Here is an 18,434-nt window from a genome sequence, read left to right as displayed (position 1 = left end):
TTGTTTTTTTAGAACTGCAGATTCAACCCTACGTTATACACTTTTTGCTGCGGATAAAACTGCCCACGGCCATCCGGCGCTTCTGGGTCATAGGTTTTGAGCGATGACCACGTAACCAGGTTCATACCATTGGCATACACCCTGACGCTGCCGATCTTTGCACGTTTTAAAATACCATCGGTAAAGGTGTAGCCAATCTCTACGTTCTTCAGTCGCAGGTAACTGGCATCTTTCAACCAGTAGCTGGAACGCTGGTAGTTGTTACCGGCAGGACTTTGCGACAACCGGGGAAAAGTGATCTTCTCACCTGCCTTATATCTTTCTTCAGTCCACCGTTCCAAGTGAATGGTCATTGCATTGCGCCAGTCGGTATCAAAAGGCCATGCCGCCATTTGCTCCAGGTATACTGACGCCCTGCCTGCACCCTGGAATAGCAATGAAGCATCAAATCCTTTCCAGGACCCGCCAAAAGAAAAACCATAAATTATCTGCGGGAACTGTGAATAGCCTACAGGCATCTGATCGTCGTTATTAATGATGCCATCTCCATTCACATCTTTATAGCGAATATCGCCGGGCTGCAGGGCATCTCGGCCGTTCACACCGGGTGCGTAAGACGATTGCGGTCTTTTTGCATCATTGATCTCCTCCCAGCTGTTGAACAATCCTTCCGCCACCAGCCCAAAGTACTGACCCACAGGGTTCCCTGTTTCATTCTGGTAAGGATAGGAACGCGGCGCTTCATCCTTAAACTCTATCTTGTTACGGGCAAAAGAATAGTTAGCCTTCAGCCAGTAATTCACTTTGCCTATATGATCGTTATACCCGGCTTCCATTTCAAACCCTTTATTGCTTACCCTGCCCAGGTTATAGGCCGGCAGATCGCTCACACCAACAATACCAGGCACCGCGCCACGCATGGCCAGGATATTGTTACGCTTCTCCTGGAAATAATCACCGGTGAAAAAGAAGCGGTCGTTAAACAATTTCATCTCAAGACCAATGTTCGATTTCTTCGCCCTTTCCCAGGTAACATCGGGGTTGCCAAGCTTGCCTTCATAGGAACCGCCATACCATTGGTAAGAAGAACCTACTTCCCCGAAATTATATCCACCGCCGTATACGAATGCAGAGGGCAGATACAGGAAACGTGAACCGCCTTTGAAAATATCAGACAGCTTATCATTGCCCACTTCTCCATAAGAGCCTCTTATTTTCAGGAAAGTGAGGTATTTATTTTTCGGGAAGAAGGGCTCATCAGAGGCCACCCAACCCAGCGAGTAAGCCGGGAACCAGCCAAACCTGCTGCCTTCAGGGAAATTCTCTGAACCGTTGTACCCCATGTTAAATTCTACCAGGTAGCGGCTTTTGTAATTGTAAGTTACGCGGCCGGCCATGCCCAGATAGGCATTGGGCACTTTATAGGTAAGACTGGGCGCATAGGCTTTGCTTTGATTATACAGCAGCAACGCGGTTACATTATGCGCGCCGAAAGTGCGGTTATAATCCAATGCCAGCTCTCCGTATATTTTGCGGTTCTTATCGTAGCTTTCGCTGAAGCCAAGGGTAGTTTCCTCTCCCTGGGGCACATACAGGATATTACCGGCATTGGCCGGGTCCTTCACGGCGAGGTAAGTCACATTGTTCTTGGAACGCCTTATGGAGTGGCTATACCAGCTGTCATAAGCAATGGTACCACGGGCAGACAAGCCAGCAGTAATAAAGTCCAGTTTGTGGTTCAGGATAACGGAAGAATTCACGTTACTTTTGAACAACTGCTGGTAACCGGCATTAAGCATAGTGAGCAGCGGGTTCCTTCCGTTTACGGCGCCAGAAATGGTGACCAGCTTACCATCCACAATACCCGGACTGCTGAATGGATTAGCGGAAAGCACATCGAAGAAAATATCGCCGGCAGATTTGGCCGGGTAGTTCTGGTTCTCTACCTGTCCGCCGAGGTTTACCTTCACCGTGAACAGCGGCGTTACATCAAAATCAAAGTTGGAGCGGAAATTATACCGCTTGTATTTTGGATTGGCGCTGAACTCGGGGTTATAATCGGCATACCGGTATGCACCGTTCTGGTCAAAATAGCCGCCTGAAATAAAGTACCTGGCCAGCTGGGTGCCGCCGCTGATATTCAGGTTGTGCTGCGACTGCAAAGAGTAAGGTTTCAGCATTACATCAAACCAATCCACGCTGGGATGGAACACCGGGTCTTTACCGGATTTGAACAGCTCCAGGTCGTCCTGCGTGAAGTAAGGTTCTTTGCCGTCATTTTTCAGCGCTTCATTTTTCAGGAGGGCGTATTCATAGCTGCTCACCATTTTGGGCAGCTGTGTAGGGCTTTGCCTGCCCAGGTTGGAGGTTAAGCTCAACTTAGGCGGCCCCAGTTTCCCGCGACGGGTGGTGATCAGGATAACGCCGTTGGCTCCCCTTACCCCGTATACCGCGGTAGAAGAAGCATCTTTCAGGATATTAATGGTTTCTATTTCGTTGGGATCTATCTGGTTGATATTGGAGCGTTCAATACCATCCACCATGATAAGCGGATCAGAACCGGAGCCGGCATCCAGGGTACCAATACCACGGATCTTCAGGCTGGAGCCATCCTGGCCGGGCTCCCCGCTTCGCTGTACGGCTATGAGGCCGGGTAAGCGCCCCACCAGCATATTGGATACGTTGGCAACGGGCGATTGCAGCAGCTCTTTTGTACCGATAGACGCCACCGCGCCGGTAACGGTTACCTTTTTCTGCACACCGTAACCCACCACGATCACCTCGCCCAGGTTCTTTTCATCGGGTTGCATTTTTACGTTCAGAACAGACCCGCTGCCCAGCGGCACTTTCCGGGTAATATACCCTATACAGGAAAATACCAGCACTTTCCTTCCGTCGGGCACATCTATCCGGTAATTACCATCCCCATCGGCCGAAGTGGATTTCTGGGTACCTTCCACCACAATAGTGGTACCTATCAGGGCATTGCCTTTTTCATCGGTTACCTTACCGGTAATAATGACACCGGCCGGTTTTACGGCGGCAAAAGTAAAGAGTGGTAAGGAGGTCAGGGACAACAGGACAACATATGTTATCCGTAAAAAAGACCGCACACTACAGTAGCTTTTTTTCATAACGTTAGTATTACTTTTTGAGAATGACGGTAGCCATACGCACACATCACATTGGTTGACAGGGGTAAAATTCGGATGATTCATCCTGAAACAAGGGGGAGAGATTCGCCTATTTAGGGGGTGAGATCGGGAACTCGCGGATTTTGTCTGATGCGGATTTTGTCTGACTCAGGATTAGGATGATTATAATGATTAACCTGAATTCTTTTTAAATTTTTTGAAGATATAGGTGGAGATAAAAGCGGATTTTGTCTGACTCAGGATTAAGATGATTATAATGATTAACCTGAATTCTTTTTAAACTTTTTGAAAGATATAGATGGAGATATAGGCATATTTGCTTATATCTCCATATTATGTTTAATATCCTGCCTGATATTTTAATTCAATGATTTAAGAATTTGGATGATGTAAAAGCGCATATATTTATATCTCCCAATTATTCCTCCCAGGAAATTTAAAAAGAATTCAGGTTAATCATCATAATCATCCTAATCCTGAGTCAGACAAAATCCGCTTATCAAACTTCTTGCGGTACTTGCGGATATAAGCCGAAGGATTCATCTCGAATACTTTACAAAACTGCTCGCGGAAATACTTCACATCATTAAAGCCCACCTGGAATGCAGCCTCGTTTACATTGCACCCGGTATTGATGAGCAGTTCAGCGGCTTTCCTCAACCTGATGAAACGGATAAACTCACTGACCGAATGCCCTGAAATGGACTTCACCTTTTTATAAAGCGTGGAATGACTGATCCCTATTTCAAGGGCAAACAGCTTGATGTTAAAATCAGGGTTATCAAGATGCTTTTCCGTAACGGCAATACAGCGGTGAAGGAACTCCTTGTATTCTGCCGATATTTTCTGATTGCCGGTATTCAGGGTAATTTCCTTATAAAAATACTGCTGCAGGGTATTGCGGCTGCGGATAATATTGGTAATGCGGGCTACAAACAGCTCTTTATCAAACGGCTTGCTCAGGTAATCGTCGGCCCCGCCTTCAATACCCTTCAGTTTTATTTCGGGAGAAGAACTGGCGGTAAGCAACACCACCGGGATATGTCCCAGCGCCGGGTCCGACTTTATCTGCCGGCACAACTCAATACCGCTTTGTCCCTCCATTAATACATCACTGATAATAATATCAGGCAGATGCCTGCTGGCCAGCTGGTATCCCTCCCCACCTTCTGAAGCTTCGTAGATATTGAAGCTGTTCCGGAAAATGCTTTTAATATAATCGCGGATCTGGCCGTTGTCGTCTACAATAAGCATGCTTGGCCGGGGCGATAATAACACATCCAACGTATCTTCTGCTGCCGCTTCCTCCGCTTCCATCTGCGCAAGGTCATCTTCTTCCACCAACTCTTCCAGCAAGGTTTCCATTCCGGCAGTTTCCTCGTAAACCGTATAGCCGTGCAGGTGCTCCTTCCCTTTTTTCAGGGTGATGGTAAAGGTGGTGCCGCTGCCAGGCTCACTTTCATAGGTCACGGTGCCTTTGTGCGCCTGTACGAACTGCTTCACCAGGTATAACCCGATACCAAAGCCGTTTTTCAGGGTGGTATCTTTTCCTGATACCTGGTAAAAGCGCTCAAACAAACGGTTCCCTACATCTCCGGGAATACCACAGCCACTGTCGGCCACACGGATCACTATCCCTTCCCCGGCGTCCAACAGGGAGAAGCGGATGCTGCCCCCGTCGGGGGTATATTTAAAGGCATTGGACAACAGGTTAAATAAAGCTACTTCAATTTTCTCCCGGTCGGCATACGCCATTACCTGTTCGGCATCGCAGCTGAAATCAAACTGCAGCTTTTTTACGCTGGCCTGGTGGGTGAAGCAAAGGTATACTTCCCGGCAGATGGCTGCCAGGTCAAGGGGTACAATCTTTAGCTGATCTTCCTCCTGGTCGGCTTTCCTGAACAACAGTAACTGATCCACCAAGCTTAGCAAACGGCGGGCATTGCGGTATACAATGGTAAGGTCCTTGCTTTCAATCTGGCGGCCGTCGCTGTACAGTAGCTCCTTTACCGGGTTGATGATCAGTGTGAGCGGGGTACGGAACTCATGGGATACATTGGTAAAAAAGGATAGTCTCTTTTCATGTACTTCTTTCTCTTTTTCTGCATGCAGGCGCGATAATTCTATTTCATACCGCAGGCGGGCCTGTCGCTGCTGGTAAAAGCGATAAGCATACAGCAGTCCGCCTGTAAGCAGTCCATATATTATATATGCCAGCCAGGTACGGTACCAGGGGGGCAATACAGTGATTTTTATGACGCGCTCTTTCGGGTTCCAGCTGCCATCGGCATTGGTGCTTTTTATACGGAAGCGGTAACTGCCCTCATGCAGGCGGGTGTAATTGGCAGTCCGTTGGCTGTTTACATAGTTCCAGTCGTTATCCCAGCCCTCCATATAATATGCATAGCTGATTTTATCGGGGGAGGAATATTCCAGCGCTACATAGTCCAGTGAAAAAACGGCCTTATCATAAGGCAGCACCAGCTCCTGCAGGGTGGTGAGCGGCTGTTCATGGTCATACGGCGTATTGGAGATCCGCAGGCCGGCGATGAGCAGGGTGGGAAAATCTGTTTTCTCTTCAATGGCGGCAGGGTCAAAAATATTAAACCCTTTGATACCGCCGAACAGCAGCTCCCCGGTTGATAACTGCAGGGAAGCATTGTAGTTGAACTGGTTGCTCTGCAACCCGTCCGACTCATAAAAGCTTTTACACTGGCCGGTAGCAGGACTGTAACGGGCGATGCCGTTATAGGTGCTCAGCCACAGGTTGCCTTTATTATCTTCCTCAATATTTAATACCGCATTGTTGGGCAGTCCTTCCTGCTGGGCAATGGTGCTGCTTTTACCGGTACTGCGGTCGAAATTCACCAGGCCGCCTCCTTCTGTACCGACCCAGAAATGACCGGCTTTGTCTTCATAAATGGCGCGGACATTAAAGTCCATATTATAATAGCTGTGTTGCCGTTTTTTTGTATCCGCCTTTATCAGCCTGTTGAAGGTACCCAGCCAAAGGTTGCCGGCTTTATCTTCTGAGATGGTGATGATATCGCGCAGACCGGGATCAAAACATTCGAAACGGTTGGCCGCCCTGTTAAAGCGGTAAATGGTGCCTCCCATGCAGGCGCCTGCCCAGAGGGTATTCTGGCTATCGAGATACAGCTTCCATACAAATTTATCTTCATACCCGTTCAGGCTGCAGGGATATTTTTCAAAAGTACCTGTAGCCTTATTGTAACGGTTTATGCCGCCGCCAAAAGTAGCTACCCATATATTATTGTCCTGGTCTTTTACGATGCTGGTTACATTGTTGTTACTGAGTGAGCCAGGGATGCCGGCTTTATGAACAAACGCCGTATAGCTGTCCTGTCGGCGGTTCCATACGGAAATGCCTGCACCGTCGGTACCTATCCAGATATCTTTATTATCATCTTCACAAAATGAAAAAGCAAAATTGGCAGCCGGACTGTTACCTGGCGAAGGACTGGGATTGATAGTAGTAAAACGGGATTTCTGTTTATCGATGATATTCACACCACCGCGCAGGGTGCCAATCCACTTGCGCTGGTCATTATCTTCATACACGGCATAAACGGCATTGCTGGAAAGCGATGATTTATCTTTACCGGTTTGCAGCTGCCATGCCGTGCCGCCTTCAGCGGGCATTACAAAAATGCCGTCACCATCGGTAGATACCCACAGCTGCCGGTTCTTATCTATTGTTAAACTGATCACTTTACTATCCTGTTGCCGCGTGGCCTCCGGTGAACGTGAAAGGGTATTGGATGAGGGATCATATCTATATACGCCTTCATCGGTTCCCATCCATAGCTGACCATTGGCATCTGCAAGTAGACAGTTACCTCTCTTCTGTTGGCGGTTCACCACTGTGAGCAGTTGTTTCTCTTCATCATAGCGGCAAAGCCCTACGTTTTGTATAATCAGCCAGCAGCGGCCCCGGACATCGTTTACAATAGCCGGCACATTATTGGACAGAACGGTGTCGCCGTTTACCAGCGGGATTTGCCTGGCCAGGCCACTATTGGGCGGGTACACGAGAAAACCATTATTGGAAGTACCCATAAGCACCTGTCCTTTGCGGTTGGTAACAATGGCATACACTTCTGATAACACCTGCAGAGTATCATGCTTTTTCCATGGATGATAATAAACAGGCTGGAACAAACCCGTTGCCCCATTCAACCGGTTGGCCCCGTGTTTGGTGCCCACCCACATAAAACCAGTGGAATCTTCTGCAATGGTAACAATACGGTTATTGGTCAGGGAATTAGGCGCTTTCAATTGCTGCCGGGAAACTTTAAAGCTGTAACCATCGAAACGGTTTAACCCGTCGTACGTGCCGAACCACATAAAACCATAACGGTCTTTATGGATACAGGTAACGGAATTATTAGACAGCCCCCGCTCAATGCCAAGGTGACTGATAGGCTGCTGTTGCGCCCTTGCATCAATGCATACAGCCAGCAACAACAGAAATAGGTATATAATGCTAGTACGTGGATAAGTATAGATCACTTCTTCGTGCTTTGAAGAGCATCTTCTATAAGATGCCTTCAACCAAGATAATAATTAAATGTTAATACGACAACAATAAGTCTTCTTATGGATGACTATACTTTAATATATATCTTTCTCCTGTCCATTATATATCCTATCAGCCATATTATCAACATATAAATAACAGCAAAGAGCAGGGAGGCATTTTTGGGAGATAACCAACGGGTAAAAGCTTCCCTGTAAATCACTCCTTTCACAGATGATCCATCAACGTGTATAATGCCCGCCAATACAATCAGCATGGCGGCAATGATGTATATGAACAAGGGATTTTTGCCGAATACTTCAAAAAAATACGCCCACCTGCGAAGCCATCCTATCTTTACAATAGTGATCAGTACAGCCAGTACCAACAATACAATCCCCGTGGCATACAACACATAGGAACTGGTCCACAATGGTTTATTAATGGGAAAAAAGAGGCCCCATAACAACCCTGCTCCTGTCATCAATGCTCCAGCCAGTAACAGCTTCATGATACCGCTACGATGTTTTCCATGCCGCTGCACAAAGCTACCTGTGAGGTATCCGGCAATCACATTCACTACTGCAGGGAAGGTGCTCAGTAATCCCAGCGGATCAAACGGGAACCCGTAATGCCTGTAGATATTCCGGGGAGATAAATAAAGCCTGTCTAACCGCCCCACCGCATTGGCTTCCATACTATAACGGTCAGGCGGCGTACCAAAATAATATAACACCAGCCAGTACAACAGCAATATGAATACACTGCCTGTAATGAGTGCGCGTTTATTCATGTATCGGATCATAAACGCTGCAATACAGTAACAAACGGCAATACGTTGCAATACGCCCCATAGCCTGGTATCAGCCAGGCTTTTCCACGCATAACGTCCTTCTTCAAACTGTACAAAAGGGAAAATGCCCAGCAATATGCCGATAATAAAAATGATGATTGTGCGCCGGAATACCTTGCCTGCAAATGCAGTATGGGAAAGACTGTTCAACTTTCCCATACTGAAGCTGAGGGCATTCCCTACCACGAAAAGAAAAGAGGGGAACACCAGGTCTGTAACGGTACAGCCATTCCAGTCGGAATGTTTCAAAGGCGCATAAATGGCGCTCCAGTTACCGGGTGTATTCACTATTATCATAAAAGCAATAATCATTCCCCTGAGTACATCCAATGCCAGGTATCTTTCCGGTACGGCCTTCATATTTAACTAAGATAAAGGGGTAAATTTAAATTCATGTATAATAATTTCCACCGCATTGCAGTACACTATTAGTTAGAGAAAACAGATCTCTGCAAAATCTTCCCGGCGATGGAAATCAGGCATAGCAGCCTTTACATCGTTCCAGGTCAGAAAATGAGGAGCTGGCATCTCATCCCCGCATTTGTAAAAGTTACCTTTCACTTTCATGGCTTTGAGCCTGGCAATGTGATGATAACTGAACACGGCTACAGGTATCACTACAGTTAATTCCCACATAAACGACCTCCTGCCATTCGCTACCGCTGAAGTAATGTGGGTGGCCGTTGCAATAAGATCGGTAGCGGTAACAGGCAGTGGCGCCCTGTTATCACGGCTTGATCCAAAGCCTGCCTTACACCAGCCGATACAATTAAACTCCAGGTTATAATAGTTCCCGTTATCATCACAGGCAACAAAAAATTCCACACAGCTGTCTTTATGAATATCCCCGTTGGTAGAAGCAGCTGCCAGCAGGTGACTTTCCTTCACATAATATTTCAGCAAAATAGCATCCTCACTATGCGCCATGGAAAATGCAGCCCTCACCGTGTGTTCGTACTGCGGCCAGGGGTTACAGCTGATGGGCACCGGCGGCAACCCGTCGAGCAGCATGCTGACAGCGGCTGGCGCGGGCTTACCATCCAACGGAATAAAGGGCACCTCCAGTTTTCGCATCATCCGTTTTTTTGAATGCTTAACTGATCACTGCTCTGCGCATCCAGGAAAAGCGTTGCCCCGTTGTGATTCCGCAGAATAGTAGAAGGATGCTGTGGCTGTATGCTTTGGTGAATAGTATCATATACTGCCGTTGCTTTCCTTTCGCCGGGCACTACACAAAAAATATGCGGCGCCTGCAGCAAAGAAGGGATCGTTAATGTAACTGCATGTGTGGGCACTGCTGCCAGCGTGGCAAAACAACCATCATTCACCTGCTGTTGCCGGCATACTTCATCCAGCTCAACTATTTTCACCGGCAGCGGGTCATTAAAATCCGCCGCGGGTGGATCGTTGAAAGCCAGGTGACCATTCTCTCCTATCCCCATGCACACTATATCTGCAGGATGGGCTTGTAACAGGCAGCCGTATTTTACACAGGCCGCTTCGGTACCGCTTCCATCTATATAATTTATAGTACGGAAAGGCAGGAGATCGAAGATCCGTTGCTTCAGAAAATTACCAAATCCCTGTGGCGCATCGGCCGGCAGGCCAATATATTCATCCATATGAAAAGCGTGCACGCGGCTCCACTCAATACCCGTTTCATTCACCAGTGCTTCCAGCATCTCCTCCTGGGAAGGCGCTGCCGCAAAAATGATACTGACTGCTTCTTTTTGCTCCAGCAAGCGCCGGAGTGTGGCCGATATCATTGCTGCGGCAGCATTACCCATTGCCCTCCGTTCAGGATAAATTTTCACTGTTAACTGCCCTGCTTTAAATTCCTTTATCATGTTTGTTTTTATTTAATGAGATGACCGGAAAAATTTTCTTCCGTCATGTGCACGATGTTACCGTTTACAATAGTAACATCGATGTGTATGTTGTTCCCGAAGATGATCACATCAGCGTCTTTCCCTTTTACCAGTGTTCCTTTCCTGTTTTGTATACCCAGGATGGTGGCTGGTGTTTCACTCATCATCCTTACAGCATCTCTGAGGGGTACCTCCGCCAGTTCTATCATGTTGCGCACCAGGCGGTCCGCAGTAGCCACACTACCCGCAAAAGCGCTGCGGTCCGGCAGTTTGGCTACTCCATCTTCCACCATTACCTCCAGCCCGTTTTTATAGCTGCCCAATACGGAGGGTCCTTCGGGCATAGCGGCGGCGCGCATGGCATCTGTAATCAGTGCCGTACGTTCAGGCCCTTTGATCTTATACACCAGCTTCAGCAAAGGTGGGGGTAAATGGATACCGTCTGCAATGATCTCTACCGTCATGCCTTCCAGGAGATAGGCGCTTTCAATGACGCCAGCATACCGGAATGCATTGCGCCGGGAAACACCCGACATACAGGAATAAAAATGCGTGGCATGTGTAAACCCTGCTTCATATCCTTTTACTACTTCATCATAAACGGCATCTGTATGCGCCAGCGCAGCCAGGATATTCCTGCCGGTTAAATACCTCCCGAATGCCAGTGCGCCAGGTAATTCCGGGGCAGCGCTCCATCTTTTAATGGAGTTGGAACGGGAAAGTATTTCCGTATATTCTTCCGGGTCAGGATCACGGATATAACGTGGATCCTGGGCGCCTTTCTGTTGCATGGAAAAGTAGGGGCCTTCAATATGCAGCCCTGCAAAGGTGGCGCCACGATGATTTTGTTTATCGGCCTGCTCATAGATACGGAGCGTATCCAGCAGATCCTGTTTGTCGCAGCTCAGGGTGGTAGGCATCATGGCGGTGGTGCCATACCGGGCATGAGTGGCGGCAACCTGCAAAAATGCCTCTGGCGTGTTGTCCATAAAATCATGACCGCCCCCTCCATGCACATGCATATCAATAAATCCGGGTGCAATATATTTTCCACGGGCATCTATTTCTATCGCACCGGGTACATCAATGTTCCTGTCGCTTACTTCTTCAATTATACCATCCGCAATAATCACGCAGCCATCTTTAATGGTGCGCTGTGGTGTAAGCACTGTACCGTTATATATCTTCAGGTATTTCATTTTTCAATCCCGGTTTTATGTTTCCAGCTCCTCATACCATAGGCATAAAAAGCATAAAAGATCAGGTAAGCATAACAGGGCAGCAATACCAGGTAAGCGGCCCGCAGGCCATATTTATCGGCCCAATAGCCATACAGCAACGGCAGGATGGCATTGCCGCACAGCCCCATCACCAGCAGTGATGCGCCTGTTTTTATAAACCGCCCAAGGCCATCAAGCGCCAGCGGCCATATACCCGCCCATATCATGGAGTTGGCGAACCCGAGCAATACAATACACCAAACAGATACATCTGTACGGTGTCCTAACAAGTTCACTTCACCATGGATAAGCGGGATCATGCAGCTGAATAAAAGTCCCAGTAAGGTACAGATACGGAGCGCGGTGAGCTGCGACAAAAACCTTGGGATCAATAATATGCCCAGTATATACCCCGTAATGGTGGCCGATAGCGTATACGACGGAAATGTTTTTGCTTCCAGAAAAGGCATGCCCATACCGGATGCGTAGTTGATTATACTATCTACTGCTATCACCTGCGATCCCACGTGAAAAAAAATAGCCACCGCTCCCAATACGAGGTGAGGGAAATCCAATACACTCTTCCTGTTCGTACGCAATGCACCAGATGCGGTATCTTCTTCATCGGTATTTATTTCCGGTAAAGGAGAAAACCTGATCATCAACCCCAGCAAAAACAAAACAGCTGTTACCACTGCATAAGGCGCTACCACCCGCCGGATCAGCTGATCCAGCACCACAGCTTTTTCCGGGTAGGGCATCCCGTGCAGCTCCTTAAAAAGCGTTTGATCACCAGGACGGATAACAGCTACTGCAAATAAAAGCGGCGCCAGTATACCCGCGGCTTTATTACATATGCCCATAATGCTGAACCGTTGTGCTGCCCGCTCTCTATCGCCAAGTATGGTAATGTATGGATTGGCGGCGGTTTGCAGGATAGCCAGACCAAGTCCTGTTGTGAAAAGGCCGGCCAGGAAAAGCGGGTACGCCCTCATCATACCGGCAGGCACAAACAACAAGGTACCGGAGGCCATGATCCAGAAACCGGTCATCATCCCTTTCCGGAACCCGGTTTTCTTCAGCAGGTAAGCGGCGGGTAGCGACATTACCAGGTAGGCAATGTAAAATGCAAAAGCTACCAGGTATGATTGAAAATTATTCAGCTCACAACCGATCTTAAAGTAAGGGATCAGGATAGCATTGATCCAGGTCACCATCCCGAAAATAAAAAACATCAACCCGATGATCACAATCGGGACCGTATCGTTTTTCTTCTTCACCAGCACTGCGGGCATATTCATTTGTGTCATTTGCTAGCTTCCAGCTTATTTTTTAACAGGTTCCATCTTTCATTACGCAAGGTATTCTCCGTGTTGATCTCCGAGGGATATAACACATCTTTGTTCATCTGCGCGAAACGCTCATTCAACTGTTCCGGTTGCAGGCTGTTCAACTGTTGCAGTAAAGCAGGCGCTTTGTCGCGCGTATAATTCACATCATTCGTCTTAGCTTCTACAATCAAACAGGACAGGTAAAAGATCCTGATATCATTCATTAACCCGAAGTGCGCAAAACCGGACCGGTTTTTAATCGGCTTAAGGGAACGTAGTGCTGCAGCGGTTTCCCTGGCACTATCCAGCAAAGCAGCGAGTGATACTCCCTGCTTCACTACCATCCCCTGCGATACTTCATAAGGCGCTTTCTTCAGTGCATTCCAGAATGTCATAGCCTGCGCATCGTTAAAGCCATACATCCGGCGGCAATAACCGGTAATGAACTGCGATGCATCCAGCGGTGCGGTGGTACGCAAACTTTCAAAATAAGCGGCTATGAGCATATCAAAACCGGTGATAGGATACACCCTGCGGATAGCATACAGATCGGTAATATCAGTAGCCGTTTCAAATACAGGGGAATACAGGCCGGAGGTAGACCAAGAAGTCATGATCATTCCGCGATAACCCAGGGCACGCGCCTGTGGAATGAAATCATGGATATTTTTGAAATGCTTCTCCCAGTCGGCCAGGAAATAATTATCCGGCCCGCTCCTGACAGCCGGTGAACCCCATATTTCAAACCCGCTGTGCATCAGTTTTTCATGATCACCAAAGCGGTGAAGGTCCCATCCATAATTCCAGTCGACGAAAACGGTTTGCTTAGGTAATCCCTGCAATGCATCCGGGTATTTCAGCGCAATATCCGCCCATACTACCGGTACTTTACCCAGGCTTACCACCAGCTCGCAAAGCATTTTTATATAGTCGCCATACAAACGCCCTTTACCCACCTTTTCCACCTTTTGTTTAGATGCTTCCGAATGACCAAGCAGGTAAGTTTCGTCACCACCAATATGGATGTAGCGGGAGGTATGTGTGGAGATAAGATCTTTATACAGATCCCTGAAAAGCGCTTTGCATTCTTCTTCTTTAACAGGATTTACCTGTGAATAATCTTTCTGGTCTTCCCTCAGCTCCCGGTAACGCCAGTGGCGGAGGATATACTCCACATGGCCAAAGCTTTGCTGAAGGGGAATTACATCTATTCCTAATCCATTGCAGTACTTTACAAAATCCACAACTTCTTCACGCGTATAGGCATAACGGTTAGAAATAACAGCATGTTGCTGATAGGGATAGGAAGCTTCCCATTCCATCACTAGGGTGTTTATGCCATGCTCGCTTAACTGCCGTGCAAATGCTTTCAGTGCCGGCATCTTCATGACCTGTATGCGCAGGTCGAGATGAAAGCCTTTCACACGAAAAGTATCGGCCTGCCCTGCTGCTGAAAAATACATGGTCAATAATAACACCGCTGTTAATAACCGTTTCGCTTTCATAGTGCTATTTATTTTTCTCAACTGTTTCATGAATTACATTCAGCAAAGAATGAGTGCCGCTGCTATCACCCAGCAAATGCCAGATCATCACGCCACCGCCTCTTTGCAGCGCCAGCGCCGTTTTATCACGGATGGTGGGCACACCGTTATAATAAAGCGTACCGCCGTTGCCGGGAAACTGCACCTCATCCTGCTTTTCCGCTCCCGGGAAACGGGCAATAATATCCTTGTACGACATAGACCGGAAAATTCCATTGGTATCCGGCAGCGGCCCGAAGCCATAACCGTAAAACGGCAGGCCAAGCACCAGTTCTTCCTTCGGTACTTTTCTTTCATGGCTCCAGTAATCCAGGTGGTCCACCGCATACGACATCGGCGCATGTTGGGCAGGATCGGTTAACCGCCAGGGCCCTGTTTTATCATACGCCATCATGTTGATGAAATCAAACTGCTGCAGGGCTTTATCAGAGATCCTGTTACGGGTGTAATAGGCCAGGGCGGCGGTAAGCAGCTTACCCCGGCTCTGTAGCGGCGTCTTCAACGCCACCACAAAGTTCTCATAGTTACTGTCTATATCATCTCCCTCAATATCCACATCTATACCATCGAGCTGGTAACGGTCTACAAATGCAATAAAGCGGTCCACCACTGCCGGCCTCCACCCGTCCGATAACAGCCGGGCATAGTAAACATGCCGGCTGCCACCACCACAGGACATCAGCACTTTCACTTTCCTGGCATGCGCTATGCTTACCACGGTATCCAGTGCCGGAAATGCCCGGAAGTATCCGGATGTATCCGGGTTGATAAATGCTATGTTTAAATGAGTCACCTTTCCCAGGTCCACTTTCTGCAGGTCTGATACAATATCGCCACCGGCGCGTATATAGCCCACTACTTTGAACTGTGCCTTTACATGGGTAGTAAAGATGAGGGTGATAAGAAAGACAGAGATGCGTTGCAGTATACTCATTTTAATAAATTGAAGATGGTAGCGGTTAAAGAATTAGCGCCTTTTACATCATAATCACCTGTCCAGATATATGCGCCGAGAAAACCGTTCTGCTTTAAGTAGCCTGCCTTCTGTGTAACCAGCGGCAACCCGTTGAAATATACGCCTTTTGAAATATCCGCGTATTCTTTATCGGCTGCGGTGGGCACTGCCGCCAGGATGTCCTTGTAAGGGATATAGTTATAGGATGTCCAGCCCAGGTTGTTCCCGTTGGCATCCAGCTGGTTATATCTCAGTCCGAAGGCTGGTATACCGATCACCAGTTTTGAGGCAGGATACTTTGTTTTCCAGAGCTCTGCACCAGTTACAAAGTAATTATATCCTGAAGGTTGCCCCGGTACCTTTCCCGGGCCCACATGCTGCCCGTCTTCAAAGGCATGCACATTCAGCCAGGTGGCGGCGGAGAGATCGGGATAACGGCTGTAATACTGGTTAACAGGCACTGTTACGGAAATGATAGCGTTTGCGCCAAGCGCTGCGCGCAGTTCGTTCAGCAGCAGGCCGGTAGCAGCAATATTATCATTGATGATGGCAGATGAAGCGTTGATGTCTGTCATCATGATGTCTACGCCATCCATTTTCTTTGCGGCAATATAACTGGCAATGAACTTCACCAACGCTGCTCTTTTGGTAGCATCGGTGATCACTGCACCGAAGTTGTTGCTCTGGCTCACGCTCCATCCGTCGCCAGACAGGGCGCCGCTGATACTCAGCAATACCGGTACCCCATTCAGGTGGGCCCTGCCGGTAAGCTCTTCTGCCTTGCGGTAAGGCTCTCCCTTTGATACATCCACCACGCCGGCAGCATTAATGGTGGCCACCTTATAGGCCAGGTGCGTGATAGTGCTCCAGTCGATATACTTATAACCGGCAGTATCATTCAGGTAGGCCAGCACTACGCTGGCAGCATCTTTCTTCTTATAGGTATCGGGTATTACAAACACATCGCGATACCTGGCGGTAGTGAATCCTCCGTAAGATACCTCCAGCCGGATACGGAATGCGCCGCCTTCAGCGGCTTTGAACAGGAAACTGTCGGCAGTGGATACTTCTGCATCATTTACTTTCCAGGAGATTTTTGTTTTGCCTCCCGGGGAATATTGCAAACCGGTGAATGGCAATGTTTCCCCGATTGACATCACCCGTACGCTATCCGGGTTTTCCGGGAAAACCGACGCGTCATTGAATACACGGGGTGTAAACGGCCTGCCTTCTGCCTGTGTATCTGCCTCGTCTTTTTTACATGCAGCAAAGAAGCAGCATCCTGTCAAAAACGCCAGCAATAAATAAGTTGATCCTTTCATCAGTGAATATTTTTATACCTGTTTTTGGATATTTATTCTTTATCCCACCATACTCTTTTCAGCCAGTCGTCTTCTCCTATGCGGTCAATAGCCGCCTGCACGTTTACTTTGTTCTGCTCTTTTTCAGATAGCGGATACTGGAACCTTCTTGGTATGGTAGTGGAAGTAGATTCATTGTTGGGCGTAGGCAGCAACTGGGGATATCCTGTTCTGCGCCAGTTGGCAAACAACTCCGGCCCGTTCAGCATTAATGCGATCCATAACTGGTTATTGATCTGCTTTAATTCAGTACCCGCCTGCAGGGGATTATTGGTTAAGAAATCCGCTATTTCTGCATCGGGGATCACCGGTCCGCCAGGGTAAAGACTCAGCTGTTTCATGGCTGCTTCTACCCCTTTATTGTAATGAGTGGCAGCATCCGCGCCCAGTGTGAGCCCCAGGCGCACGGAAGCATCTGCCAGTAACAGCTCCACTTCTGCATAGGTCAGGTGCAGGAAGGGAGCGTTGTTACGGATAAAACAATTGTTGATCTCACATTTAAGATCACCGTTCACTGCGCTATAATTGGTGCCATTGGCAAGTTTAATAGTAACAGGACCTACCCAGTCTTCATACACATACTTCCCCGGTTTGGAGCCTACCAGCCCGATCACGCTGGCCTTCACCTGCGCTGTAATATCTTCCCTTTCAAAAGGTTTCAGCGGTATATTCTGCTTATAACAACGGGGAATATAATTCAGTCGCGGGTCGTTGGTGCTCTTCAACTGATCCAGAAAAGTGCTTACTATTTTCGGCATGGCGCTTTGCTGGTTAATAGCTACTGATACAGAGTTACCACGCAGATCGGAATAATTATTCTGTATGTCCATATGTTTGGTGATACAGTTATCTGCACTGCTGTTCATTACGCCGCCTGCAGCATTGAAGGCATCCTGTATTTCCTTCTTTGCTTTTTCCGCGTCGCGTTTTACCAGGCGAAGCGCCAGCCGTATACGGAGTGAGTTGGCGAACTTCTTCCAGGCGTTGATATCTCCCTTATAAAAAATTTCGTTAGGTACTTTATCTTTCGCAGGATCCAGCTGTGCAGAAGCCGTTTTCAGCTCTTCGAGAAAATTATTATAGATGTCCTGCTGCAGATCATACACCGGGCGCTTTACCTGTGTATAAAACGCGCTGCCGGCCTGCGAGTAAGGAATATCCCCATAAAGATCCGTGAGCCTGGCAAAGGTGTATACTTTCATGATCCTGCAGATGGCATTGAGATTGGTTTGCCCGGCCACGCCATTGGTACGTTCCACGGCGTCCACTATGTTCACCACATCATTCTGATAGCTGTTTTCCCACATCACCCACAGGCGCGTAATGTCTTTGATATACATACCACCCACACGCGCATAATAAGCGGCGCCCAGCTGCTGCATCATCGGCATCAGTACTATACTATTGGTCCGTTCCTGTGTGGACAGGTCACCTGAAAACCAGAGCTGCGCAAATATCAGCTGGTTCTCGGGATTTATTTTACTGGACTTTGTAGGATCGGTGTTCAGGTCGCCGAACCTGCTGCAGGCCGATAACAGCAGCAGCAGCGCTGGTATAATATATCTCATTGGATGATTGTTGTTGATTTTCATGTCTGTCATGTTTTG

At 48.0% G+C, this 18,434-nt stretch carries 11 protein-coding genes; all 11 read right to left on the bottom strand.

All coding sequences use genetic code 11. The annotated features are described in order from the left end of the window. Positions 1-8 precede the first annotated feature (8 nt). Positions 9-3,134, bottom strand: a complete 3,126-nt coding sequence (locus tag ABIE50_RS13175; protein ID WP_209860866.1) for a SusC/RagA family TonB-linked outer membrane protein — start codon at positions 3,132-3,134, stop codon at positions 9-11. A gap of 486 nt (positions 3,135-3,620) precedes the next feature. Then, positions 3,621-7,643 (bottom strand): hybrid sensor histidine kinase/response regulator transcription factor, encoded by a 4,023-nt coding sequence (locus tag ABIE50_RS13170; RefSeq protein ID WP_209860868.1) that lies wholly within the window; start codon positions 7,641-7,643, stop codon positions 3,621-3,623. A gap of 140 nt (positions 7,644-7,783) precedes the next feature. Continuing rightward, positions 7,784-8,908, bottom strand: a complete 1,125-nt coding sequence (locus tag ABIE50_RS13165) for an acyltransferase family protein (RefSeq protein WP_209860871.1) — start codon at positions 8,906-8,908, stop codon at positions 7,784-7,786. A gap of 72 nt (positions 8,909-8,980) precedes the next feature. Then, positions 8,981-9,622 carry a carbohydrate-binding family 9-like protein gene (locus ABIE50_RS13160; RefSeq protein ID WP_209860874.1) on the bottom strand — a complete coding sequence of 214 codons (642 nt, stop codon included), beginning with the start codon at positions 9,620-9,622 and terminating at the stop codon, positions 8,981-8,983. Beyond that, positions 9,622-10,395: a glucosamine-6-phosphate deaminase gene (locus ABIE50_RS13155; protein WP_209860876.1), complete on the bottom strand. Its 774-nt coding sequence runs from the start codon at positions 10,393-10,395 to the stop codon at positions 9,622-9,624. The genes ABIE50_RS13160 and ABIE50_RS13155 overlap by 1 nt, the downstream gene beginning before the upstream one ends. Before the next feature lie 8 nt (positions 10,396-10,403). Beyond that, positions 10,404-11,615, bottom strand: coding sequence for an N-acetylglucosamine-6-phosphate deacetylase (nagA, locus tag ABIE50_RS13150; protein WP_209860887.1), 1,212 nt, complete (start codon positions 11,613-11,615; stop codon positions 10,404-10,406). Further along, entirely contained in the window at positions 11,612-12,946 is a 1,335-nt protein-coding gene (locus ABIE50_RS13145) for a sugar MFS transporter (protein WP_209860889.1), read from the bottom strand. Before ABIE50_RS13145 ends, nagA begins: the two co-directional genes overlap by 4 nt. Further along, on the bottom strand, positions 12,943-14,472 hold the full coding sequence (locus tag ABIE50_RS13140) for a beta-N-acetylhexosaminidase (protein WP_209860891.1): 1,530 nt from the start codon (positions 14,470-14,472) through the stop codon (positions 12,943-12,945). Before ABIE50_RS13140 ends, ABIE50_RS13145 begins: the two co-directional genes overlap by 4 nt. Before the next feature lie 4 nt (positions 14,473-14,476). After that, positions 14,477-15,445: a glycosyl hydrolase family 18 protein gene (locus ABIE50_RS13135; RefSeq protein WP_209860893.1), complete on the bottom strand. Its 969-nt coding sequence runs from the start codon at positions 15,443-15,445 to the stop codon at positions 14,477-14,479. Beyond that, positions 15,442-16,788, bottom strand: a complete 1,347-nt coding sequence (locus tag ABIE50_RS13130) for a glycoside hydrolase family 18 protein (RefSeq protein ID WP_209860895.1) — start codon at positions 16,786-16,788, stop codon at positions 15,442-15,444. The genes ABIE50_RS13135 and ABIE50_RS13130 overlap by 4 nt, the downstream gene beginning before the upstream one ends. A 32-nt stretch (positions 16,789-16,820) precedes the next feature. Next, positions 16,821-18,428: a SusD/RagB family nutrient-binding outer membrane lipoprotein gene (locus ABIE50_RS13125; RefSeq protein ID WP_209860897.1), complete on the bottom strand. Its 1,608-nt coding sequence runs from the start codon at positions 18,426-18,428 to the stop codon at positions 16,821-16,823. Positions 18,429-18,434 lie beyond the last annotated feature (6 nt).

It is taken from the genome of Chitinophaga sp. OAE865 (assembly GCF_040546735.1).
In the GTDB taxonomy this organism is placed as follows: Bacteria; Bacteroidota; Bacteroidia; order Chitinophagales; family Chitinophagaceae; genus Chitinophaga; species Chitinophaga polysaccharea_A.
Note: the sequence above shows the minus strand (reverse complement) of the source record. Positions and strands in the feature narration are given on the sequence as shown.

Excerpts from the sequence above, each read along its gene's own strand:
- ABIE50_RS13175 (WP_209860866.1), bottom strand. The coding sequence starts at position 3,134 with ATGAAAAAAAGCTACTGTAGTGTGCGGTCTTTTTTACGGATAACATAT.
- ABIE50_RS13165 (WP_209860871.1), bottom strand. The coding sequence starts at position 8,908 with ATGAAGGCCGTACCGGAAAGATACCTGGCATTGGATGTACTCAGGGGA.
- ABIE50_RS13160 (WP_209860874.1), bottom strand. The coding sequence starts at position 9,622 with ATGCGAAAACTGGAGGTGCCCTTTATTCCGTTGGATGGTAAGCCCGCG.
- ABIE50_RS13155 (WP_209860876.1), bottom strand. The coding sequence starts at position 10,395 with ATGATAAAGGAATTTAAAGCAGGGCAGTTAACAGTGAAAATTTATCCT.
- nagA (WP_209860887.1), bottom strand. The coding sequence starts at position 11,615 with ATGAAATACCTGAAGATATATAACGGTACAGTGCTTACACCACAGCGC.
- ABIE50_RS13145 (WP_209860889.1), bottom strand. The coding sequence starts at position 12,946 with ATGACACAAATGAATATGCCCGCAGTGCTGGTGAAGAAGAAAAACGAT.
- ABIE50_RS13140 (WP_209860891.1), bottom strand. The coding sequence starts at position 14,472 with ATGAAAGCGAAACGGTTATTAACAGCGGTGTTATTATTGACCATGTAT.
- ABIE50_RS13135 (WP_209860893.1), bottom strand. The coding sequence starts at position 15,445 with ATGAGTATACTGCAACGCATCTCTGTCTTTCTTATCACCCTCATCTTT.
- ABIE50_RS13130 (WP_209860895.1), bottom strand. The coding sequence starts at position 16,788 with ATGAAAGGATCAACTTATTTATTGCTGGCGTTTTTGACAGGATGCTGC.
- ABIE50_RS13125 (WP_209860897.1), bottom strand. The coding sequence starts at position 18,428 with ATGACAGACATGAAAATCAACAACAATCATCCAATGAGATATATTATA.